Source organism: Rubrivirga litoralis (assembly GCF_031846415.1).
GTDB classification, from domain to species: domain Bacteria; phylum Bacteroidota; class Rhodothermia; order Rhodothermales; family Rubricoccaceae; genus Rubrivirga; species Rubrivirga litoralis.
The window spans coordinates 65349-85832 of sequence record NZ_JAVRHT010000016.1 but is presented as its reverse complement, the minus strand read 5'-3'; the positions used below and the strand labels follow the sequence as shown (position 1 = coordinate 85832).

Here is a 20484-nt window from a genome sequence, read left to right as displayed (position 1 = left end):
GTGGTCGGACTCGGCCAGCATCTGGGCGGCCTCGGCCAGCGTCTGCGGGAGGAGCGGGCAGCGGAGGTCGAGAGCGCTCGGGGACGAGGCCTCGGGCGGGGCGGCGAGCGCGGGCGGGGCGGGCACGGGCGGGGCGGCGGACATGGGCGGGGGGATCAACGGAGGTAGTCCAGGAGCGACCGCTGGCGGACCGACGCGACGGTCCGCAACGCGGCTTCGAGGTGGCCCTGCGTGGTCTGGAGGCCGGAGGCGACCTCGAACAGGTCGGCGTCTTCGAGCTCGGAGCGCCGGGCCTGGGCGCGGACGTCGGCGCCAGACAGCTGGGCCTCGGCCTCGCTCAACCGGGCCGACACCTCCCCGCTCTCGGACTCGAGCTCGATAAAGTGGTCGCGGGCCTCGGTCACGCCGCCGAGCGCCGTCTCGATGGCCGCGCCGTCGTTGGCACGGAGCGCGTCGGCGAGGGCGCGGAGCGCGTCGGTGGGGGCGGTCCCGTCGGGGAGCGTCTGGACGCGCTCACCGGTCACGTTGAGCGCGAGGTCGATGGTCGGGCCGACGCGGCGGACGCGGGCGCCGCCGTAGTCGGCGAGCGTGCCGGAGGCCGGCGTCCCGTCGGCGTTGAAGGGCCGCTGATCGGTCCGGTTGCCGGCGAACAGGGACTCGCCGTCGACCTCGGCGTTGAGCCGGTCGACGGACTGGGCGAGCAGGCTCTCGACGCGTTGGGCGAGCGCCTCGCGCTCGTCGGCGCCGAGCGCGTCGTTGCGGCCCTGGACGCCGAGCGTCTGGGCCGTCGCCGCGTAGTCGGCGAGGTCGGAGAGGGCCGCGCCCGTCTCGTCGACCCAGAGGCGGGAGGCTCCGACCGTCTGGAGGTGCCCGTCGATCCGGCCGCTCTGGGCCTCGAAGTAGCGGGCGCGCTCGAACGACGTCGGGTCGTCCGACGGCCGGTTGACGCGGAGGCCGGTCGTGGCCTGCTCCTGGAGCTCGGCCAGCCGGCCCTGGAGCGCGCGGACGGCGCGGTCCGGCGTCCGTGCGGCGAGGCCGCGTTCGAGCGAGACGGCGAGGGGGCGGGGCGAGATCGACGACATGGCTAGAGGGCGAGGAGGGTGTCGAACATGTCGCGGGCCGTCGTGAGCACGCGGGCCGAGGCGGCGTAGGCCTGCTGGTACTCGATGAGGTGGGTCATCTCCTCGTCGAGCGAGACGCCGGAGACGCCGGCCGCGAGGCCCTCGTAGTGGCCCGTGAGCGCCGACGCCGCGTCGGCCCGCGCCGACGCGCCCTGGAGCCGCCGCCCCGCCCCGCCCGCAATCGCCGCCGCGTCGCGCTCGACGCCGGGCCGGAGGTCGGCGAGGGCGAGCGCGACCGAGGCGTCGCCGCGGTCGCCCGCCCCGCCCGCGAGCGCGACGTGGTCGGGGTCGGTGAGCGCCGCCGAGCGGGCGAACGTCGCGGCCGTGGTGCCGGTCGGCTCGAAAAAGTCGCGGCCGGTCACGTCGTCGCGGCCGTAGCCCGCCGCGTGGGCCGTGTTCACGTCCGTCGTGATCTGGGCGGCGAGCGCGTCCAGGCCGGCCCGCGTCTCGGGCACCGCCTGCCCCAGCGTGCGGAGCCAGCCGCCGAGCGCGCCGCCGCCCTCGGCCCCGGGCCGGAACGCCACGTCGGTGCCGGCAAAACGGACGGCGTCATCGGGCTCGGCCGGTGGCCCGACGTGCTCGACCGTCGTCGTCTCGGCGCCCTGGACCACGGTCATGCCCTGGACCGTGATGGTGTAGGTCCCGTCGGTCTCGGCCGCGACGCCGAGCGGGGCGAGCGAGGCCAACTCCGTGACGGCCTGGTCGCGCTCGTCCTCGGCGCCCAGGTCGGGGGCGCCAGCCGCGCGGGCGTTCGCGATCTGCTCGTTGAGCCCCGCCAGCCGCTCGGTAATCGCGTTGAACCCGTCGACCCCGTCGGCGAGGGCGCCGCGCGTCTCGTCGGCGAGCCGGGTGAGGCCCTCGTCGTGGCGCCGGAAGACGCCGGCAAGCGCGTCGGCCCGGTCGAGGACCACGCCGCGGGCGCTCCGGTCGGTGGGGGCGTTCGCGGCGTCGGTCCACGAGTCCCAGAAGGCGGCAACCGACTCGGTCAAGCTGCCCTGCGTGCCGACGGCGAAGACGCCTTCGAGCGCGCTCCCCGTGCGGACCTCCTGGTCGGCCGCGCCCAAGTCGGAGTGCGCGTCGCGGGCGGCGCGGTCGAGGAGCCCGTCGCGGAGCCGCTCGTAGCCCTGGACCGAGACGCCGGCGCCCGTAAACGTCCCCGGCCGCACGCCCGAGTGGACCCCGTAGGCGACCACGCTGTCGGCCCGGAGCGCGACCCGCTGGCGCGAGTACCCCGGCGTGCCGGCGTTGGCGATGTTCTGGCCGGCCGTCTGGATGGCGCCTTCGAGGACGCGGAGCGAGCGCCGGCTGGTCTGGAAGAGTCCGTTGATGCTCATGGCTAGCCGGTCTGGTTGAGGAGCGGGCGGCCGCCGGCCGCCGGCGCCGCGGCGCCGGCCGCGGTGTAGACGTGGGCCGGCCGCTCGGCGCCCAGGTCGCGCCACGCCGAGAGCGTCTCGCGGCCCAGGTCGACGGCGTAGTGGAGCGAGAACGCGAGCGCGTCGCACCGGGCGTCGGCGGCCCCGGCCGCCGTGCGGACGCGCTCGCGGGCGGCCTCGACGCGTCGCGCCTCGGCGGCCGGGAGCCGTGCGGCGAGCTCGGCGAGCGGGGCGTCCTCGTCGGCCCCGAGCGCCCGCGCGAGGTCGGCGTGCTGGCGGAGCCGGAGCCGCCCCGCCCGGTCGAGCGCGGCGACGGCCTCGGCCGTCTCGGCGCCCGCGGCGTCGAAGGGGTCGAGCGCGCCCGTGCGGAGCGCCGCGAGCTGGCGGTCGGCGCAGGCGGCGAGGTGGCCGAGGGTCTTGGCCTCGTCGGCGAGCGTGGCGAGGAGCGGGTCGGTCATGGGCGGGGGGGCGTCCATCATGTTGTCGGCTGGAAGACGGCCGGGTTAAAGGCGGCCGCTGGATTTTCCGAGCGCGGCGGCCCGGCGGAGCAGGTCGAAGTGGGCGTCGCCCGACGCCTGCACGGGGCGGGGCGGCTCGACGTGCGCCGGCTGCGCGCGCCCGGAGCGGGGCGGAGCCGGACCCGTCTCGGTCGCCCCGCCCGTGGCCTCGGCGCCCGCCGCCGCCCCGCCCTCGGCGCCGGCCGCCCCGCCCCCGTCCTTGCCCCACTGGCGGAGGAGGAGGTCGCGGAACCGGAGCGACCCGCTCTCGACGAGCTGGTCGGTCAGCGCCGTCGTCATGGCGTCGCGCTGGGCGTCGGCCTGGGTCGCGCCCGCGCCGCCGGACGCGTTCTTGAACAGGCCGTCGGTCATGGCCGCCACAAACTGGCGCACGAGGACGGCCTCGAACTGCTCGGCCGCCTCCTCGGGCGTGCCGGGCTTCCGGGGCGTGCCGGGCGGGGTGGGGGAGAGCGGAGCGGCTCCGGGCGGGGTGGAGAGGGTCATGGGCGCAGTGGGTCAGTAGGTCCGTGAGTCAGTGGGTCAGCGGGTGGCGGGCGGGGCGGACGATGCGTGACGAGGGATGCGGGAGGGCGCCCGAGGAGGATCACGGGTCACGCATCACGCAGCGAGACCGGGCGGGGCGTCCTGACCTACGGACCCGCACCGACCCACTGACCCACCGGCTCACAGGATCACCAGCTCGCCCTGGAGGGCGCCGGCGCGGGAGAGCGCCTGGAACACGGCGATCACGTCGCGGGCCGTCATGCCGAGCGCGTCGAGCGCGGCGGCCAGCTCGCCGACGTCGGCGTTGGGCGGGAGCAGGACGCTCCGGGCCTGGGCCTCGTCGATGGCCACCCCGCCCACGGCCGCCGCCACGGTCTGTCCGTCCGAGAACGGGCCGGGCTGCGAGACGACGGGGTCGACCTGGGTCGAGATCACGAGGCTCCCGTAGGTGATCATGGCCTCGCTGATGCGGACGTCGCCGCCGGCCACGATCGTCCCCGTCCGCTCGTTGACGACGACGCGGGCCGGCACGTCGACGGCGATCTGGAGGGATTCGAGTGAGGCCATGAGCGCGACCACCCCGCCCTCGGGGACGGCCACGCGCACGAGCCCGGCGTGGACGGCCTCGGCGGCGGCGGGGAAGCGGGCGTTGACGGCCTCGGCCACGCGCGCGGCGTTCGTGAAGTCGGGCGTGCGGAGGATGAGCCCGGCCGTCGTGCCGTCGAGGGTCGGCGAGACGGCCTCGACCACGAGGCCGCCGCCCGGCACGCGGCCCGTGTTCGTCGGGCCGGTCCGCGCGCTCGACCCGGCCGCCGAGGCCAGCAGCGTCCCGGTCGAGACGGCCCCCTGCGCCACGACGCGCGGGAGGTTCGTGAGCGGGTCCAGGAGCGGCGTCTGGATGAGCGTCCCGCCCGAGAGCGACGTGGCGTCGCCGATGGCCGAGACGGTCACGTCGAGCCGTCCGCCCGGCCCGCTGAACGGGTCCAGCGTGGCCGTGACCATGACGGCCGCCGCGTTCCGGGCGCCCAGCCGGAGCGGGTCGACCGTGGTCCCGAACCGGCGGAGCATGTTGGCGATGCTCTGGACGGTGTACGGCGCGCTGGACCGCCCGCGCGCGCGGTCGCCGGTCCGGTCGAGCCCGACGATGAGGCCGTACCCGACGAGCTGGACCGGCGCGGCGCCTTCGAGAACAACGAGGTCCTTGAGCCGGGCCGAGGCCGCCGCCGGCGCGGGCGGGGCGGCCGTCGGTTGCCCGGCGGGTTGCGTTCCGGTGGGTTGCGCCCCGGCGGGCGGGGCGGCGAGCGCGACGGCGAGGAGGAGGAGGAGAAAGCGCATGGTCACGGGGCGACCTCGGCGGCGACGTCGCCGCCGATCTGGCTCGCCCCGAACACGACGGCGGCCACGACGAGCACGATGGCGGCCGCCTTGGCGAAAAAGCTGGGCTTGAAAAAGCGGTTGCGGAGCCCGTCCTGGCGGTAGTCGACCTCGGCGTTCGCGATCTGGTACGAGAACACCACGTTCCCCGCCCGGACGTCGTCGGGGCGGACGAGCCCGGCCACGCGGAGCCGGTGGCCCGACCCGTTCACGTTCATCTTCCGCTCGCCCTCGACGACGAGGTTGCCCGCGTCGTCCACGCCGGTCACGACGACCGAGACCGTCCCGCTCAAGAGGTCGCTCTGGGCCGAGCCGCTCCGGGCGGCGGCGTCCGAGAAGTACTGGGTGTCGGCCCCAAACTGACCGGCGAGGCTGCCGCCGACCGACGCGCTCCCGCCGAGCCCGGCCTGCGCCTGCTCGTCGGAGGTGCTCCGACGCTGGGCCTGGGTCCGCTCGGCGAGCACGACCGTGATCACGTCGCCCGGCCGCCGCGCGACGACGTCGGCGAACAGCGACTGCGCGGCGGTCGCCGGGGCAAACGCGGCGAGAACGACGAGCGCCACGAGCACCGCGACGAGTCGGGGCGGGGCGGACTCCCAAGTGAGGGCGGGGCGGGGCGGGGCGGGCATGGCAGCGGGGGGGTCAGAGGGTTTCGATCCAGTCGGCGCGGCCCGGGGCCGTCACGCGGACCCGGTAGGTGGCGCCCGTGGACCGCGAGTGGACGCGGACGGCCTTGCCGACGGCGCCCGTCTCGCGGGCCGTCGCGTCGACGGTGAGTAGGAGCCCGCCCCGCCGGTAGCGGACGCGGACGGCGTCGCCGGTGCCGACGGCGGTCGGCCACGCGAGCGCGCTCTGGCGCAACGCCTCGCCGGCGCGGACGGAGCGCCGCGCGGTCGGGGCCGCCCCGCCCCGGAGCGCGGCCGGCGCCACGGGGTCGCCGTGGAACCGCGTGGTCTCGATCCACGCCGCCTCGACGGCGCCCGGCCCCAGCGTGTCGCCGCGCGAGAGCGCGCGGCGCGCGACGGCGACCGAGTCGAAGTGGGCCACGTAGAGGAGCGCCCACCCCGCCCGCCCCGCGTCGGTCACGACGTCGGCGCGGGTGTGGCCGCGCGGGACGCCGCGGGCCTCGGCGAGCGCGAGGCGGACGGGCACGCCGGGGGGGACGTCGGCGGCGAGGCGGAGCACGCGGGGCGCGAGGCGCGGGGCGGCCTCGGGGAACCGCTCGGCGAGCAGGGCCTCGGCGGCGGCCTGGACGCGGGCCTCGGGCGCGGCCTGGGCCGACGCGCCGGGCGCGCTGGCGAGCGCGGCGAGCACGACGGCGGCGGCCACGCGGAACGCGGCGGCGAGGGCAGGGCGGGGCGGGGCGGTCGTCGTTCTCTGCGGCTGCGCTGGCCGGTAGGCGTTTGGGCTCGCAGCCAAGGGAGATCCGGGGCGGCCGCCCCGCCCGCTCGACGTCCGTCCCCCTCCCCGACCCTCCCCCGGTGGGGGGGGGAGAATCTCGGACAGCCTCTCGGAAGGACAGGACGCATGCGGCCGCCCCGCCCGCCGAGGCCCGGCGGGCGACAGACGGTCAGCAGGGGACCCAAGACCGCTCACTACCGCTTCATGCTGTTGGCGATCTGGAGCATCTCCTCGCTCGTCGTGATCATCTTCGAGTTCATCTCATACGCCCGCTGGGCCGTGATGAGGTCGACCATCTCCTGGACCACGTCGACGTTCGAGGTCTCGAGGAACCCCTGCTGGAGGAGCCCCGCCCCGCCCTCGGCCGGCGGCCCGATCTGGGGCTCGCCGCTGGCCTCGGTCTGCTCGTAGAGGTTGGCCCCGATGGAGCGGAGGCCGGCCGGGTTCGAGAACTGGGCCACCTCGATGCGGCCGATTTCGAGCGCGTCGGGCTCGTTCTGGAGGCGGACGCGGACGACGCCGTCCGAGCTGATCTGGATCTCCTGCGTCTCCGGCGGCACCTCCAGGTCGGGTTCGAGCGCGAGCCCGGACTGCGTCACGATCCGGCCGTCGGCGTCGAGCGTGAACGCGCCGTCGCGCGTGTAGACGACGGAGCCGTCCGGGCGCCGGGCCTGGAGGAAGCCCTCGCCGTTGACCGCGAGGTCGAGCGAGTTCCCGGTCTGCATGAGGCTCCCCTGGAGGAACGTCCGCTGCGTGGCGACGATCGCCGAGCCGCTCCCGAGCTGCATGGCAGCCGGCCGCTGGTCGCCCTCGCCGCCGCGCTGGACGGACTGGTAGAGGAGGTCCTGAAAGACGACGGTCGCGCGCTTGAACCCGGTCGTGTTGGCGTTGGCCAGGTTGTTCGCCGTGTTGTCGACGGACGTCTGCTGGGCGCTCATCCCGAGCGCGGCGGTGCGGAGGGCACGGAGCATGGGGGGAGGGAGTGGGGGCGGGGCGGGCCCGCCCGGGTTAGAACGAGCCGAGGTCGCGGGCGACCTGGCCGAGGATGGCGTCCGTCGTCTGGACCGTCTTCTGCTGGGCCTCGTAGAGCCGGACGTGGGCGATCATGTCGGCCATCTCGCGGATGGGGTCCACGTTCGAGCCCTCGACGAACCCCTGCCGCACGACGGGCGCGGCGACGGCCACGGGCGGGGCGGCCGACGTGAACGAGGTGTCGTCGAGGCGGCGGAGCGTGCCGGCGTCCTCGAACGTGACCACCTGGAGCGTCCCGACCCGTTGGCCGCCGACCGTCACCTCCCCGCCCTCGGTGATGAGGATGGGGCCGCCGGACGGGAGCCGGATCGGCCCGTTCGTGCCGCGGACCGCGGCCCCGTTCGCCGTGCGGAGCGTGCCGTCGGCGTCGGTCAGGAACCGCCCCGCCCGCGTGTAGCGCGGCGCCCCGTCGGGGCCGTCGACGACGAAAAAGCCCTCGCCGCCGAGGGCGACGTCGAGCGGGTTGCCCGTCGGGTCGAGGGCGCCGGCCACGAGGTCGGCCTGGCCGACGGTCCGGCGGTCGCTCTGGGGCGAGCCCTCGGCGTCGATCTCGCTCCGGAGCACTTCCGTAAACGAGCGGTCGCGCCGGTACCCGAGCGTGTTGGCGTTGGCGAGGTTGTTAGCCGTTCGGTCCTGGCGGTGGACGATGTCGGCCATCGAGGTGGCCGCGTTGCGGAGGCGGAGGAGCATGGGACAGCGGGGGGGCTGCCCCGTCCCTGTCAAACCCGCTGCCACGCGCCCGCCCGCCCTCTGAGCGCCCATTCGCCCCGCTCGGCGGCACGGTTTTCCGGCCCGGGCGCGGCACAACCTGCCGGCCCCGCCCCGCCCCGCCCCGCCCCGCCCCGCCCCGCCCCGCCCCGCCCGCGCCGCGAGGGCGGGGCGGCCACCGTCAGGCGGCGGCGTGCGCCTGGAGGTCGTCCAGCGAGACGACGTCCAGCGCCTTCTGGTGCGTCGCCTCCAGCACGACGGGCGGGGCGACGCCGGCGGCGAGCGCCTCTTTCCACCGGCTCACGCAGAGGCACCAGCGGTCGCCCGGCGCGAGCCCCGGAAAGCGAAACGCCGGGCGGGGCGTCGAGAGGTCGTTGCCGCGTGAGGCCGTGAACGCGAGGAACGCGGCCGTCATCACGGCGCAGACCACGTGCGTGCCCACGTCGTCGGGGCCGGTCTCGCAGCACCCGTCGCGGTAGAACCCGGTCAGCGGGTCGCGGCCGCACGTCTGGAGCGGGCCGCCGAGGACGTTTTGCGTAGGGACGACTTGCATGGGTGTGGGGGCGGGGCGGCCGCCCGGGGCTACGGCGTGTGGGTCTCGGTGGGTCCGCCTTCGGTCGGGTAGCCGGCCTCGGTCCACGCGCGCCAGCCGCCGTCCATCGACTGGACGTTCGTGTAGCCCATCTCGCCGAGCGACCGGGCCGCGAGCGCCGAGCGGTAGCCGCCGCCGCAGTACAGGACGAGGGGCGCGTCGAGGTCGGGGAACGTCTCCTCGATGTCGCGCTCCAGCACGCCGCGCGAGACGTGGCGGGCACCCGGGAGGTGGCCGCCCGTCCACTCGTCCGCCTCGCGGACGTCGACGAGGACGACGTCGCCGCCCCGCTCGACGCGCTCGCGCACGGCCGCGATGCTGGTCTCGGTGACGTCGGCGCGGGCGCGGTCGACGAGGGCGACAAAGCGGGGGCTGTGACTCATGGGCGGGGAGGACGCGAGGGCGGGGCGGGCGGGGCGGGTTGGAGTCTCGCTGGCGCCCCCTTCGGGTGGGTACGAGGTACGGCTCGATCTGACCTCAGCGCGCGCGTACCTCGTACCGAGTACCCTGTACCTCCCTGCACGTTGCTCTAGGCGAAGTCGCCGGCGGCGACGACGGCGTGGGCCTGCTCCAGCCGCTCGGCCGTGCCCACGTCGAGAAAGCGGTGGGCCGCCCCGCCCGCCCCGCCCGCGCCGTCGAACGCGGCCACGCGCCGGCCGCGCTTCGCCTGGCGGAGGTAGGTGTCCATGACCGAGAACGTGTCCGCGGGCTCGGCCTCGATGACGTCGAGGAGCGCCGGTGCGCACGCCTGGACGCCGCAGAAGTCGACGAGCCGCCCCGCGCCGTTCCCCTCGCGGACGAGGCTCGGTTCGCCGCCGTCGAGCGTGTAGCCGGCGAGGCCGGCGTCGTCGAACAGGAGCGCCCGGTCGGTCCGCGCCGGCGCCGTGGCGAGCGTGGCGAGGCGGCCGTCGTCGGCGTCGCGCTGCGCCTCCCAGAGCGCCCGGAGGTCGACGTCGGTCAGGATGTCAGCGTTGTGGACGAGGAACGGGGCGTCGCGGCGGAAAAAGGCGGCGGCCTTCTTGATCCCCCCGCCCGTCTCGAGCGGCCCGTCCGGCTCGTCGCTCACGACCACCTCGACCGCCCCGCCCTCGGCTGTCCGCCAGTCGGCGGCGTCGACGTAGGCCTCGACCTGGTCGGCCAGGTAGGATACGTTGACGAGGAGCCGGTCGGCCCCGGCCGCGAGCAGCCGCCGCGCGACCCGTTCGAGCATGGGCACGCCGTCGACCTCGACGAGCGCCTTCGGCGTGTGGTTCGTGAGCGGGCGGAGCCGGGTGCCGAGCCCGGCCGCGAGGATCATGGCGTCCATGCGGAGGGGATGTGGGGGATGGGAGCGGAAGGGGCGGGAGCAGAACCGGCGTGGGGCGGGGCGGTTCAGAGGGTGCCGAGTAGCGGACCCAGAGCCTCTTCCTCAGCGGAGGAGAGTCGGGCGGGGTGCCTGGGTTGGCCGCCCCGCCCTCAGCCCACGTCCGTCCCCCTCCCCGGCCCTCCCCCGGTGGGGGAGGGAGGTGTACCCGACAAGTTCTCAGCACAAGACGCACCCGCCCGTCCATGCCCGATTCCCCCGCCCCGCTCGGCGTCGTCCACGGCTACGGCCTCGCCGGCGCCGGCTCGAACCTGTGGACGCGGGCCGTCCTGCGGGCGCTCGCGCAGGGCGGGCACGCCGTCCACGCCGTGTGCCAGGAGAGCCGGCCGGAGCGGTACGACTTCGTCTCGAAGGCCGTCGCCTACGGCGCTGACGGCCACCCCGAGATCCTGTTCGAGCGCGAGACCGACTACCCGGGCGCCGTCACGGTCCACCGCCCCGCCCTCGCCGTGCTGCCCACCTACGTCCGCCCCAGCACGCCCTCGGACTACGTCGTCTACATCCCCGACCTGGACGACGCGGCCGTCGAGGGCTACCTCGCGCGCAACGCGGCTGTGCTGGAGCGCGTGGCCCGTGAGGCGGGCGTGGCCGCCTGGGTCGTCAACCACACGGTCCTGATGGCACCGGCGGCGCACCGCGCGCGCGGGCGGGGCGGGGCGCCGTACGCCGTGCTCCCGCACGGGAGCGCCATCGAGTACGTGGTCAAGCGGGAGGACCGTTCGCGGCGGCTCGCCGAGGAGGCCCTGGGCGGGGCGGCGGCCGTGTTCGCGCTCAACGGCGAGATGGAGGGCCGCATCCGCGACGTGTTCGGGTCGGTCGAGGGCGTCGAGAACAAGCTCGCGCGGATGCCGGTGGGGACCGACACGTCCGTCTTCGAACTCGTCGACCGGGCCGACCGCGCGGCGACCGTCGAGCGGATCGCCGGCGTGGTCGCGGGCGTCGAGCGGGGCCGCCCCGCCCGCGCGACGGCCGACCTGCACGGGCGGCTGGCGGCGCTCGGCGCCGACCCGTCCGACGCCGACGTGCTGGCGGCGCTGGAGTTCGACTACCCACGCTCGGCGCCCGACGCCGACGTCGAGGCCGGGCTCCGGGCCGTCGACTGGGACGCCGCCCGGACCGTCGTCTACGTCGGCCGCCTGATCGCGGCGAAGGGGCCGGCGGACCTCGTGCTGGCCCTCCCGCTCGTGGCCGAGGCGCACCCCGACGTCCGGGCCATCGTCGCCGGGACGGGCGGGCTCCGCGAGGGGCTGGAGGCGCTCGTCTGGGCGCTCTCCCAAGGCGACGAGGCGCTCGTGCGCCAGCTCGTGCGCCTGGGCGGGGCGCTGGAGGGCGGCGGCGGGCTCGACGCCGAGCCGTTCTTCGCCGGGCAGGCCTTCCTCGACGCGCTCGACGCCGAGGGCGGGGTGGCGGACTACGTCGCGACGGCCGCGCGGACGCTCACGCCGGAGCACGTCGTGTTCACCGGCTTCCTCGACCACGACGCGCTCGGCCCGCTCTACGGCCTCGCCGACGCCGGCGCGTTCCCGTCGGTCGTCCGCGAGGCGAGCCCGCTGGTCGTCCCCGAGTCGGCCGCGGCCGGCGTGCTCCCGGTCGGCCCCGACGTGGGCGGCATGGGCGACAGCCTCCGCGCGCTCGCCGCGGGCCTGCCCGAGCCCGCCCGCCCGCTCCTCCTGACGCGCCCCGACGCAGAGCACCGCGTCTCCGACCTCGCCGACCGGCTGACGGCCGCGCTCGACGCGCCCGGCGCCTACGCCGCCGACCTCCGCCGCGAGGCCGAGGCCCGGTTCGACTGGCGCGCCATCTCGGAGCGCCTCGCCGACGCCCTGCACGCGGTGGCGGACGCCGCCCCGCCCGCGTAGACCGGGCCAATTGTCCTCCCCGCCCGTCCACCACCCCGCCCGGATGCCGCCGCTCCGGTTGCTCGGGCGGGGCGGTCAGTCGTCGTCCGGCATCTCGTCCCGGTCGACTTCGGGCGGGGCGGCCGGGATGGTGAGCGCCGCGACGAGCGCGCTGAGCGCCGCCGCCGCCGCCGCAATCCCGGCCACCCAGCGGAAGGCGACCACGAACGCCCCGCCCACGACGGCTTCGAGCTGAGCGCGCTCCGCCCCGCCCAGGCCGTCCGGGAACTGGGCGCCCGTCAAGTCCTCGCGGAACGGGGCCGTGGCCTCGGTGACCCCGGGCGGGGCGTCCGCCAGGCGTTCGTCGAGGGCGCCGCCGAACACGCCCAGCGCGACGACGCCCAGCACGGCGATCGCCAGGAGCGCCGCGATGCGGGCCGCCGCGTTGTTGACGCCCGACGCCGCCCCGCCGTGTGCGTCGTCGGCCGCGTTCATGACGACGGCCGTGAGCGGGGCGACGGCCAGCGTCATGCCCAGCCCGAGGACCAGCATGGGCGGGAAGAACGTGGCCCAGTACGAGCCCCCGAGCGGACCGCCCCGCGCGCCGGGCACGGCGAGCAGCGCCATCCCGACCGCCGCCACGAAGGCGCCCCCGACGATCACGCGGCGCGCGCCCCACCGCTCCGCCAATCCGCCCGCACGCCGCGACAGGAGCCCCATCGTAAGCGAGAACGGGAGGAACGCCGCGCCGGCCGCCGTCGCCGAGTAGCCCTGGACCTGGATCAGGTTGAACGGGAGGAAAAAGAGGACGCCGTTGAGGCCGAAGTACAGGAGCAGCGTCATCGCGTTCGCCCCGCTGAACGCGGCCGAGCGGAACAGGCCGAGCGGGACGAGCGGGGCGGCGGCCCGACTCTCCCACCACACGAACGCGGCCAGCAGCGCCGCCCCGCCCGCGAGCCCCGCCCACACGGCGGCGTCGGCCCAGCCGCGCTCGCCGGCGGCGACCAGGCCCCAGACGGCGGCCCCGAACCCGAGGGCTGCGAGCGCCCCGCCCGGCCAGTCGAGCGCGCCCTCCTCGCCCGACGGCTTGCTCTCCGGCACCCTCCACACGCCGAGCGCGAACGTGGCGGCCGCGAGCGGCACGATGACGAAAAACACCCACCGCCACGAGAATGCGTCCACCAGCCAGCCGCCCAGGACCGGCCCGAGCGCGGTCGTGAGCGCCGAGAACCCGGCCCACGTCCCGATGGCCCGGCCGCGCGCCTCGCCTTCGGGGAAGGCCGCCGAGACGAGCGCGAGCGAGGTCGGCACGAGGAGCGCCGCGCCGAGCCCCTGGACGGCCCGGGCCGCGACGAGCCACCCGACTGTCGGGGCCAGCCCGCACGCGGCGGTCGCCGCGCCGAACACGGCCACGCCCGCGAGGAACGTCCGCCGGCGGCCCACGCGGTCGCCCACCGCCCCGCCCACGAGGAGCAGCGAGCCCAGCAGCAGGAGGTAGGCGTTGAGGACCCACTGGACCTCAGCCACGCTCGCGCCCAGGTCGCGCTGGAGCGCCGGCAGCGCCACGTTGACGACCGACCCGACGATGAACGCGAGCGAGCTGCCCCCGACCGCCGCCGCCAGCACCCACCGCCGGCCGGCGTCGTCGAGCCCCGCCGCCCCGCCCTCGCCCGCCCCGCCCCCAGACGACGGCGCGGCGCGGACGGCGGCCTCGTGGCAGGGGGCTTGGTCGGTGGCGGGCATGGGCGGGGCGGTCCCTCGGTGCGGGCAGGGCCGTGTGGGGCGGACCGCGACAGCCGCGGCGTGTGGAGGATACGGGGCACCGGGGGCGGCACCGGGGCGGGGCGGGTGCCCGCGTTCAGGGAACGCCTCGGCTCTCGCAGCGTGGCCCGCTCTAACGGCCGCACACGGCGGCGTTTCGCAGGGCGACCAGCCGGTGCCGAAGGCGAGGCCGATTTAATCCAGCGCCAGGAGCGGTGATACTCCGCACTCGCCCATCTCTCTAGCCCCGAGTTGTCCGCTCCTCCACGACCTGCCGCCCGCTCCCTGGCGTCGACCGCCCTCGGCGTCGTCGACTGCTTCCTGCCCGCTGAGGACGAGAAGACGGACTACCTCCTCCGCCTCCGCCAGCGGCTCTGCGTCGCGCTCTGCCTTCTGATTGGGGGAAACTCGGCCCTTTTTGCCACCCTCCACATCGTCCACCACGTCGAGGGGACCAGCCACGCGGCCGCCTATGCCCTGCTGGGGATGATGACCGTCAATGTGGGGTTGCCGTTCGGGCTCCGCCGGTTCGGGCTCCGCTGGCTCGCGCCCAGCTTTATCGCATTTACCGCGGCGTCGGTCACGGTCGTGGCCCTGTTCGACGGGGGGACGCGGTCGGGGGCCATGGTGTGGCTCGTCGTGCTCCCGCTCGCGGCGTTCTTCCTGGGCGGGGCGAAGCTGGGGTGGCGGACCGGCGTCGCGTCGGCCGGCATCGGCATCGTGCTCAGCGTGGGGACCTTGTCGGGGGCCGTCCCGCCGAGCCCGCTCGCGCCCGCCGACGTGGCCTTCCACTGGACGCTCAACTTTGTGAGCGCGGCCCTGTTCGTGATCGCGCTCGTGGCCGCCTACGAGCGGCCCCTCGTGGGCCACCTCCGCAGCCTCTCGGACCAGCTCAGCGAGGCGAACGCGTCCCTCCACGTCGAGCTCGAGGCCCGGACGCGGGCGCAGGCGCGGGCCGAGGCGGCCAACCGGGCCAAGGACTCGCTCCTCGAGAACATGAGCCACGAGGTCCGCACGCCGCTCACGGCCATCCTGGGCGGCACCGAGGTGCTGGCCGACGAGGTCGGCGACGACCAGCGGGACCTCCTGCTCCTCATCGACCGCGGCGCCCGGCGCCTTTCAGCCACGCTCAACAGCATGCTGGACCTGGCGTGGATCGAGGGCGGGGCGGGCCACCTCGACACGGCGCCCGTCGACGTGGGCCGCGAGGCCGGCGAGGTCGCCGCGGCGTTCGCCGCCGCCGCCGCCGACCGCGGCCTCTCGCTGACCGTCCGGGCCGACCCGTCGATGCCGGCGGCGGCGGCGAACAGCGACGCGCTCCGCCGCGCGCTCTCGGCGGTCCTCGACAACGCCGTCCGGTTTACCGAGCGGGGCGGGGTGACGGTCGACGTCGGGGGCGGGGCGGATGGCGCCTGCGTCCGCGTGACGGACACCGGCATCGGGATGGACGCCGCGTTCGTGGCCCGCGCCCGCGAGCCGTTCGCGCAGGCGTCGCAGGGCCACAGCCGGACGCACGAGGGGACCGGCGTGGGCCTCTCGATCGCCGACCGCCTCGTGGCCCTCATGGGCGGGGCGGTCGAGGTCGAGAGCCAGCAGGACGTGGGGACGACGGTCACGGTCCGCCTCCCGACAGCCGAGGGGGCCGGCGTCGAACGCCGTGCGGGCGTCGACCGCCGGGGCAGAGGCGACCGGCGGGTCGGAAGCGACAGGCGAGCGGGCGGCGACCGCCGGCGGACCGGGGCAGCCGCCCCGCCCGAGGCGCTGGCCCCGACCGAGGCGGCCGCCCCGCCCGAGTACCCGGAGTGGGACTCGAACCCACAAGACCCGAAGGCCGGCAGATTTTGAGTCTGCTGCGTCTACCGATTCCGCCATCCGGGCGCGGGGTCAATCTACGGCGCCTCGGCGGGGCCGCCCCGCCCGGGCACGGGCGCGCCGTTCCGGCCGTATCTACGGACGGCCGCGGAGCGCCTCCGCGGCGGCCGCGCTCCGCCCCGCCCATGCGCCTCGTCCCGCTCTGCGCCCTCTGCCTGGCCGCGTCCGCGGCGTCCGCCCAGGGCGCCCGGCGCGACACGGCCGCGGCGCGGTACACGTCGAGCGCGGCCGTCGCCCTGGAGCTGTCCGAGTACGGGCTCGGCGGGGGCGGGGCGGTCCGCCTCGGGCTCAGCCGCGACCTCTCGGCCGTCGCCGAGCTCTCGGTCGGGGCGGGGCGCGACGAGCGCGAGCAGCGCTTTTTCGTCGGCTTCTTCGGCGACACCGTGACGCCGTTCAAGCGGAACTACGTCGCCCTCGTCCCGCTCCACCTGGGCCTGGAGCGCCGGCTGTTCCGCGAGCAGATCGAGGACAACTTCCGCCCGTACGTGTCGCTCGCCGCCGGGCCGACGCTCGCGTACCAGTGGCCGTACTTCGACGACGTCGACGGCGACGGCGTCCGCGACGAGGGCGAGCCCGTGCTCGGGGCCACGGGCGGGCTGGGGCGGGGCGACGCCCGCTTCGGCGTGGGCGCGACGATCGCTGTGGGCGCCCACTTCGGGCGGGGCGGGACGACGCAGACCGTCCGCGTCGGCTTCCAGGCCGCGCACTTCCCCACGCCCGTCGACCTGCTCGAAGCCGACCCGGCGCGCGTCGAGAGCCCGTCCCGGAAGACGTTCTGGACGCCGGTCGTGACGTTCCGCGTCGGGCGCCTGCTGTAGACGCGCCTACAGCCTCACCTCGGCGCGGGCGAACAGGCGGGGGGCGAGGACGGCCCCGAGCGGGTGAGTCCGCTCGCGCGCGTCGAGCGCGTTGCGGGCCGTGACCGCGAAGCGGAGGCGGTCGCCCCAGGCCCGCTTGCCGAGCGCGAGGTTGAGGACGACGGCGCTGGGCACGTCGGGCTCGGGGTAGCCCGTCCACGCCGCGCCGCTCCAGGCCGAGAGCGCGGCGTGGAGCGACAGCCGCTCGTCCGGGCGGACCGTCGCCTCGACGCGCCCGCGGACGGCGGGGAGCCGGCGCCACGCGAGCGCGAAGGCGTCGTCGCCCACGAGCGCGCCGCGGGCGGTCGCTGAGGCCCGGAGCGCCAGCCACCCCGCCCCGCCCGACGCCGCGGCGCGCGCGACGATGGTGACGCCCTCGGCCTCGACCGACCGGAACGCGCCGCCGACCGCCACGCCCCCCGGCACGAGGGCGGGGCGGAGGATCGGACCGCGCGCGCCCTGCGCCTCGACCGACGCCTCAACGCGCGCGCCGCCCCGCTCGACCACGGCGCCCAGGCGCGCGAGCGCGAGCGATGTCGGGCGGGGCGGGCCGGCGTCTAGGGCGGGGCGGCCGGGCACGTCGAGGCCGGCGTAGCCGCGCCGCGCCCACAGCGCCGGCCCCGGGCGCGGCGGCGTCCGGTCGACGGCCAGCGTGAGGCGGAGCTGGGCTGGCCCCACGCGCCGCGCCACCTCGGCCGCCCCGCCCACACTCAGGGCGCTTTCTGAGACCGAGGCCTGGACCGTGAGCCGCCGGGCGGGGCGGCCGACCTGCGCCCACGCGCGCCCGGCGCCGACCGCGCCGTCGGTCAGGCCCGGCCCGCTCGCCGCCGTGTGCTCGGCCTGGACGCCCGCCGCGAGCCGCCCCGCCCGGGCCGAGACCGCCGCGTCGAGGCGCGTCTCGGTCCACCCGAGCGGGGCGGGGAGGCGGCCCCACGCCGGCCGGTCGAGCGAGAACCGGGCGGCCGCGACGTGCCCGCGGAGCGCGACCGGACCGGCGCCGCGCGCGGCCGACACCGACGCCTGCACCGAGCGCCGCGAGGTCGGCATTTCGCGGCCGAGCTCGGCTAGGTGCGGGAGGTCATCGCCCCAGCGCCCCCCGGCGCGGACGCGCACGCCGCCCGCGTCGAGCGCGGCGGCCGCCGTCCTCAGCACGCGCGACGGGTAGCGGTCCGGCGCGACGGCCGCGAACACGCGCGGCGCGATCGCCGTGTCGGTCGGCAGGAGGCGGTGCTCGCGGAGCACGGCCCACGCCGCCCCGCCCCCGGCGCTCCGCCACGGCGCGACGAGCGCGCCCTCGGCGTCCGGCCCCCAATGGTCCACGTTGGGGAGCGAGCGGTCGAGGTAGCGGTCCGGCCCCGGGTCGCCCGTCTCGTTCCCGTAGTCGACGGCGCCGTAGGCGTGGCGCGCGGGCGGGGCGGTCTCGACGTCGATCCACGGCCCGCCCCACGCCCCGCCCGCGACGCCCGGCCCGGGGCACACGACGACCCGGGCGACCTCGCCGAGCGCAACCGGGAGCGCCTCGAAGCCGGCCGGTTCGAGCGACGTTGCCGCCGCCGCCGGCGCGCCGTCGACGAGCACGCGGAGCCGCGCCGCCGACGGGAGTCCCCACGCGACGACGGGCTCGACGTCGTAGCCGTCGACCGTGACGGCGTCGAGGCCGGCCAGCCGCAGGACGTCGCGGAGGTGGCGCGCCCCACCCGCCTCCAGGTCGGCGCGCGTGAGGACGCGGCCGCCGGGACACGGCATACCGGGCGGGGCGAGCAGGGCGGCCGCGCGGGGCGGGGCGGCCAGGGCGAGCGCCACGAGGAGCGCGGCCAGCGCCGTCACCGGAGGACGGCGCGGAGCCACGCCGGCGCGTCGAGCCGGAGGGCGAGCCCGGCCGAGGCCGTCGCGACCGTTGCCGGGTCCGCGAGCGCGACGCGGAGCGCTTCGGCCTCGGCCCACACGCGGAGCCGGCCGGCGAGCGGCGCGTCGAGGCGGAGCCACGCGCCCCACGCGGCCTCGGTCTCGTTCTGCAAGAACCCGCCGAACTCGCCGCCGTCGTCGAACGCGTACCGCACGGCGCCGACCTGGAGCCCCGCCCCGCCCCGGACGCCGGCCCCGAGCGCTACGGACGGTCCCCACCCGGCGAGCGCGGTGACGGCGGAAAACGCGGGGAGGTCAGGCCGGGCGGCCTCGTAGCCCGCCACGCGGAGCGCGAGGCGCGCGCGGCCCCCGTACGCCGGCGCCTCTAGGCGGGCGGCGGCGCCCGGGCGGGCCGCCCACTCCGGCCCGAACCCGCCCGCGAGCGGGGACGCCACGCCGAGGGCCGGCTCGACCATAGCCCAGTCGTCCGCCCCGCCCTGCGCGGCCGCGAGAGCGGGGAGCGCGAGGGCGGGGAGGAGGACGAGGGCCAGCGCCGCCCCGCCCCGCCTGCGCGCGCGCCGCCGACCGTGGGCGGCGCGGGGCGAGGTTGCCAGCGCGCCGGCCGCCCCGCTCTGCGCGTGCGGCGGCCGACGGGCGGGGCGGGGCGGCGTCACCCGGCCCGCCGCGCGGCGAGGGCCGCGGCCTTGATGGCGGCGACGTGCGCGCGCGCCGCGTCGTCGTCGGCCGGCAGGTCGTCCCAGAACAGGGCCTCCTTGACGGCGCCCGTCGCCGCGCGCTCGGGGCCGGACAGCGTGCGGAGGGCATCGTCGAACAGGGCGCCGCGGCGGACGGCCTCGTCCTTCCGCGCGAGCACGTAGGCCCACGCCGCGTCGTGCTCGTTGGGGACCTCGCCGTCGAGGACGGCCTCGCGCACCCACGCCTTCAGCATCCCCACGGCCACGCCCTCGCCCAGCCCCAGCCGCTCCTGCATCTCGTCGCCGTCGACCGGCGGCTGCCAGTTCCGCATCCGGTCCCGCTCCTCGACCTCGGCGAACCGGCGCTCGACGCGGTCGAACCCGGCGAGGTAGCGGCGCACGCGGCGGGCGTTCTTGCTCGTCACGTCGGCGCGGACGAGGAGCATGAGGTCGTCGACGTCGTCGCCGGCGTCCATGAGCAGGCGGCGGACGGCCGAGTCGGTCACGTCCTCGTCGACGAGCGCGGCCGGCCGGTGGTGGAGGCGGACGACGGTCTGCACAAAGTCGAGCGGGTCGCCGAGCGGGAGCTTGAGGCGCCGGAACACGGCCGGGATGATCTCGCGCGGGCCGACGTCCTCGTGCCCGTGGAACGTCCACCCCGCCCCGCGCTCGTAGCGCTTGGTCACGTACTTGCCCACGTCGTGGAGGAGCGCGGCCCACCGGAGCCATAGGTCGTAGCCGTCGGCCCGCTCGCCCACGCCGACGGCCCGCTGGAGGTGGACGAGGTTGTCGACGACTTCGAGCGTGTGCCAGAAGTTGTCTTTGTGCGCGCGGCCGCCGACCTCCTCGACGCCCGCGAGCCGGGTGAGCTCGGGGAGCACGCGCTCCAGCAGCCCGGTCCGGTAGAGGAGCCCGAGCCCGGTCGACGGCGACGGCGAGGCGAGCAGTTTGGAGAGCTCGTCCGTCACCCGCTCCTGGCTCAGAATCTCGACGCGCCCGGCCTGCGCCTCCATCGCGGAGACGGCCTCGGGCACGACCTCGAACCCTAGCTGCGACGCGAACCGGGCGGCGCGGAACATGCGGAGCGGGTCGTCGGCGAACGTCTCCGCCGGGTCCAGCGGCGTCTTGAGGCGGCCGGCCTCCAGGTCTCCCAGCCCACCGAACGGGTCGACCACCTCCCCAAACCGGTCGCCGTTGAGGGACGAGGCGAGGGCGTTGACCGTGAAGTCGCGCCGCGCGAGGTCCTCGGCGAGCGTCCCGTCCTCGACGATCGGCTTGCGCGAATCGGCCCGGTAGCTCTCGCGCCGCGCACCGACAAACTCGATGACCAGGCGCTCGGGAACGTCCTCCGCCCCGCCCAGGAAACGTTCGAGGGCGGGGCGGGGGACCGTGACCGCGGCGGTCCCGAACGCCGGGTACACGGCCGGCGCGCGGGCGCCCACGTCGCGGGCCGTCGCCTCGGCGAGCGCCACGCCGGCGCCCGGCCCCACGGCGACGACGTCGAGGTCGGTCGTCGCGCGCCCCAAGAGCGCGTCGCGGACCGCCCCGCCCACAGCGTACGCCTCGACGCCGATCCGGTCGGCCGCGGCGCCGACGCGGCGGAGGACGGGCTCGAACGGGAGGGCGGGGCGGGTCACGGCAGGGCGGGGCG

General features: G+C 76.9%; 19 protein-coding genes, 1 tRNA gene and 1 pseudogene. 3 read left to right on the top strand and 18 right to left on the bottom strand.

Annotated elements, in window-relative coordinates; translation table 11 throughout:
- Window positions 1–155: 155 nt before the first annotated feature.
- The 12 genes from RM540_RS08470 to RM540_RS08415 all read right to left on the bottom strand — a co-directional run bounded on the left by RM540_RS08470 (window position 156) and on the right by RM540_RS08415 (window position 9908).
- Window positions 156–1082 (bottom strand): flagellin N-terminal helical domain-containing protein, encoded by a 927-nt coding sequence (locus RM540_RS08470; protein ID WP_311663120.1) that lies wholly within the window; start codon window positions 1080–1082, stop codon window positions 156–158.
- Window positions 1083–1084: 2 nt separating this feature from the next.
- On the bottom strand, window positions 1085–2455 hold the full coding sequence (gene flgK / locus RM540_RS08465; RefSeq protein WP_311663119.1) for a flagellar hook-associated protein FlgK: 1371 nt from the start codon (window positions 2453–2455) through the stop codon (window positions 1085–1087).
- A 2-nt stretch (window positions 2456–2457) separates the two neighbouring features.
- Window positions 2458–2952: a flagellar export chaperone FlgN gene (locus RM540_RS08460; RefSeq protein WP_311663118.1), complete on the bottom strand. Its 495-nt coding sequence runs from the start codon at window positions 2950–2952 to the stop codon at window positions 2458–2460.
- Between the two features lie 45 nt (window positions 2953–2997).
- Window positions 2998–3495 (bottom strand): hypothetical protein, encoded by a 498-nt coding sequence (locus tag RM540_RS08455; protein ID WP_311663117.1) that lies wholly within the window; start codon window positions 3493–3495, stop codon window positions 2998–3000.
- 180 nt (window positions 3496–3675) lie between these two features.
- Complete coding sequence (locus RM540_RS08450) at window positions 3676–4830, bottom strand: flagellar basal body P-ring protein FlgI (protein ID WP_311663116.1); 1155 nt, start codon at window positions 4828–4830, stop codon at window positions 3676–3678.
- A gap of 2 nt (window positions 4831–4832) precedes the next feature.
- Window positions 4833–5498, bottom strand: coding sequence for a flagellar basal body L-ring protein FlgH (locus RM540_RS08445; RefSeq protein WP_311663115.1), 666 nt, complete (start codon window positions 5496–5498; stop codon window positions 4833–4835).
- Between the two features lie 13 nt (window positions 5499–5511).
- Entirely contained in the window at window positions 5512–6288 is a 777-nt protein-coding gene (gene flgA / locus RM540_RS08440) for a flagellar basal body P-ring formation chaperone FlgA (RefSeq protein ID WP_311663114.1), read from the bottom strand.
- A 176-nt stretch (window positions 6289–6464) separates the two neighbouring features.
- Entirely contained in the window at window positions 6465–7241 is a 777-nt protein-coding gene (flgG, locus tag RM540_RS08435; RefSeq protein WP_311663113.1) for a flagellar basal-body rod protein FlgG, read from the bottom strand.
- Window positions 7242–7278: 37 nt separating this feature from the next.
- Entirely contained in the window at window positions 7279–7992 is a 714-nt protein-coding gene (locus RM540_RS08430) for a flagellar hook-basal body protein (protein ID WP_311663112.1), read from the bottom strand.
- A 199-nt stretch (window positions 7993–8191) separates the two neighbouring features.
- Window positions 8192–8563: a DUF2237 family protein gene (locus tag RM540_RS08425; RefSeq protein WP_311663111.1), complete on the bottom strand. Its 372-nt coding sequence runs from the start codon at window positions 8561–8563 to the stop codon at window positions 8192–8194.
- 29 nt (window positions 8564–8592) lie between these two features.
- Window positions 8593–8985, bottom strand: coding sequence for a rhodanese-like domain-containing protein (locus tag RM540_RS08420; RefSeq protein WP_311663110.1), 393 nt, complete (start codon window positions 8983–8985; stop codon window positions 8593–8595).
- A 146-nt stretch (window positions 8986–9131) separates the two neighbouring features.
- Window positions 9132–9908 (bottom strand): nucleotidyltransferase family protein, encoded by a 777-nt coding sequence (locus RM540_RS08415; RefSeq protein ID WP_311663109.1) that lies wholly within the window; start codon window positions 9906–9908, stop codon window positions 9132–9134.
- Window positions 9909–10150: 242 nt separating this feature from the next.
- Here RM540_RS08415 and RM540_RS08410 point away from each other — a divergent pair, with 242 nt between their 5' ends.
- Window positions 10151–11824, top strand: a complete 1674-nt coding sequence (locus tag RM540_RS08410; protein WP_311663108.1) for a glycosyltransferase — start codon at window positions 10151–10153, stop codon at window positions 11822–11824.
- 75 nt (window positions 11825–11899) lie between these two features.
- Here RM540_RS08410 and RM540_RS08405 read toward each other — a convergent pair whose 3' ends face one another.
- Together RM540_RS08405 and RM540_RS08400 are read right to left on the bottom strand one after the other, a co-directional pair.
- Entirely contained in the window at window positions 11900–13546 is a 1647-nt protein-coding gene (locus RM540_RS08405) for an MFS transporter (protein WP_311663107.1), read from the bottom strand.
- Between the two features lie 488 nt (window positions 13547–14034).
- Window positions 14035–14367: a hypothetical protein gene (locus tag RM540_RS08400; protein WP_311663106.1), complete on the bottom strand. Its 333-nt coding sequence runs from the start codon at window positions 14365–14367 to the stop codon at window positions 14035–14037.
- Window positions 14368–14560: 193 nt separating this feature from the next.
- Here RM540_RS08400 and RM540_RS16515 point away from each other — a divergent pair.
- A pseudogene (locus tag RM540_RS16515) lies at window positions 14561–15139 on the top strand (sensor histidine kinase); the annotation flags it as partial.
- 219 nt (window positions 15140–15358) lie between these two features.
- Here the strand turns inward: RM540_RS16515 and RM540_RS08390 are convergent.
- A tRNA-Leu gene (locus tag RM540_RS08390) sits at window positions 15359–15442 on the bottom strand.
- A 119-nt stretch (window positions 15443–15561) separates the two neighbouring features.
- Here RM540_RS08390 and RM540_RS08385 point away from each other — a divergent pair.
- Entirely contained in the window at window positions 15562–16254 is a 693-nt protein-coding gene (locus RM540_RS08385) for a hypothetical protein (RefSeq protein WP_311663104.1), read from the top strand.
- A 6-nt stretch (window positions 16255–16260) separates the two neighbouring features.
- Here the strand turns inward: RM540_RS08385 and RM540_RS08380 are convergent, their stop codons facing one another.
- The 3 genes from RM540_RS08380 to RM540_RS08370 are packed head-to-tail and all read right to left on the bottom strand — an operon-like array spanning window position 16261 to window position 20470.
- On the bottom strand, window positions 16261–18141 hold the full coding sequence (locus RM540_RS08380; RefSeq protein WP_311663103.1) for a hypothetical protein: 1881 nt from the start codon (window positions 18139–18141) through the stop codon (window positions 16261–16263).
- Window positions 18117–18812 (bottom strand): hypothetical protein, encoded by a 696-nt coding sequence (locus tag RM540_RS08375; RefSeq protein ID WP_311663102.1) that lies wholly within the window; start codon window positions 18810–18812, stop codon window positions 18117–18119. The genes RM540_RS08380 and RM540_RS08375 overlap by 25 nt, the downstream gene beginning before the upstream one ends.
- Window positions 18809–20470 (bottom strand): CCA tRNA nucleotidyltransferase, encoded by a 1662-nt coding sequence (locus tag RM540_RS08370; protein WP_311663101.1) that lies wholly within the window; start codon window positions 20468–20470, stop codon window positions 18809–18811. The genes RM540_RS08375 and RM540_RS08370 overlap by 4 nt, the downstream gene beginning before the upstream one ends.
- Between the last annotated feature and the right edge of the window lie 14 nt (window positions 20471–20484).

What these genes read in the sequence shown, in the direction of transcription:
- RM540_RS08470 (WP_311663120.1), bottom strand. Translation starts at nt 1,082, where the DNA reads ATGTCGTCGATCTCGCCCCGCCCCCTCGCCGTCTCGCTCGAACGCGGC.
- flgK (WP_311663119.1), bottom strand. Translation starts at nt 2,455, where the DNA reads ATGAGCATCAACGGACTCTTCCAGACCAGCCGGCGCTCGCTCCGCGTC.
- RM540_RS08460 (WP_311663118.1), bottom strand. Translation starts at nt 2,952, where the DNA reads ATGACCGACCCGCTCCTCGCCACGCTCGCCGACGAGGCCAAGACCCTC.
- RM540_RS08455 (WP_311663117.1), bottom strand. Translation starts at nt 3,495, where the DNA reads ATGACCCTCTCCACCCCGCCCGGAGCCGCTCCGCTCTCCCCCACCCCG.
- RM540_RS08450 (WP_311663116.1), bottom strand. Translation starts at nt 4,830, where the DNA reads ATGCGCTTTCTCCTCCTCCTCCTCGCCGTCGCGCTCGCCGCCCCGCCC.
- RM540_RS08445 (WP_311663115.1), bottom strand. Translation starts at nt 5,498, where the DNA reads ATGCCCGCCCCGCCCCGCCCCGCCCTCACTTGGGAGTCCGCCCCGCCC.
- flgG (WP_311663113.1), bottom strand. Translation starts at nt 7,241, where the DNA reads ATGCTCCGTGCCCTCCGCACCGCCGCGCTCGGGATGAGCGCCCAGCAG.
- RM540_RS08430 (WP_311663112.1), bottom strand. Translation starts at nt 7,992, where the DNA reads ATGCTCCTCCGCCTCCGCAACGCGGCCACCTCGATGGCCGACATCGTC.
- RM540_RS08425 (WP_311663111.1), bottom strand. Translation starts at nt 8,563, where the DNA reads ATGCAAGTCGTCCCTACGCAAAACGTCCTCGGCGGCCCGCTCCAGACG.
- RM540_RS08420 (WP_311663110.1), bottom strand. Translation starts at nt 8,985, where the DNA reads ATGAGTCACAGCCCCCGCTTTGTCGCCCTCGTCGACCGCGCCCGCGCC.
- RM540_RS08415 (WP_311663109.1), bottom strand. Translation starts at nt 9,908, where the DNA reads ATGGACGCCATGATCCTCGCGGCCGGGCTCGGCACCCGGCTCCGCCCG.
- RM540_RS08410 (WP_311663108.1), top strand. Translation starts at nt 10,151, where the DNA reads ATGCCCGATTCCCCCGCCCCGCTCGGCGTCGTCCACGGCTACGGCCTC.
- RM540_RS08405 (WP_311663107.1), bottom strand. Translation starts at nt 13,546, where the DNA reads ATGCCCGCCACCGACCAAGCCCCCTGCCACGAGGCCGCCGTCCGCGCC.
- RM540_RS08385 (WP_311663104.1), top strand. Translation starts at nt 15,562, where the DNA reads ATGCGCCTCGTCCCGCTCTGCGCCCTCTGCCTGGCCGCGTCCGCGGCG.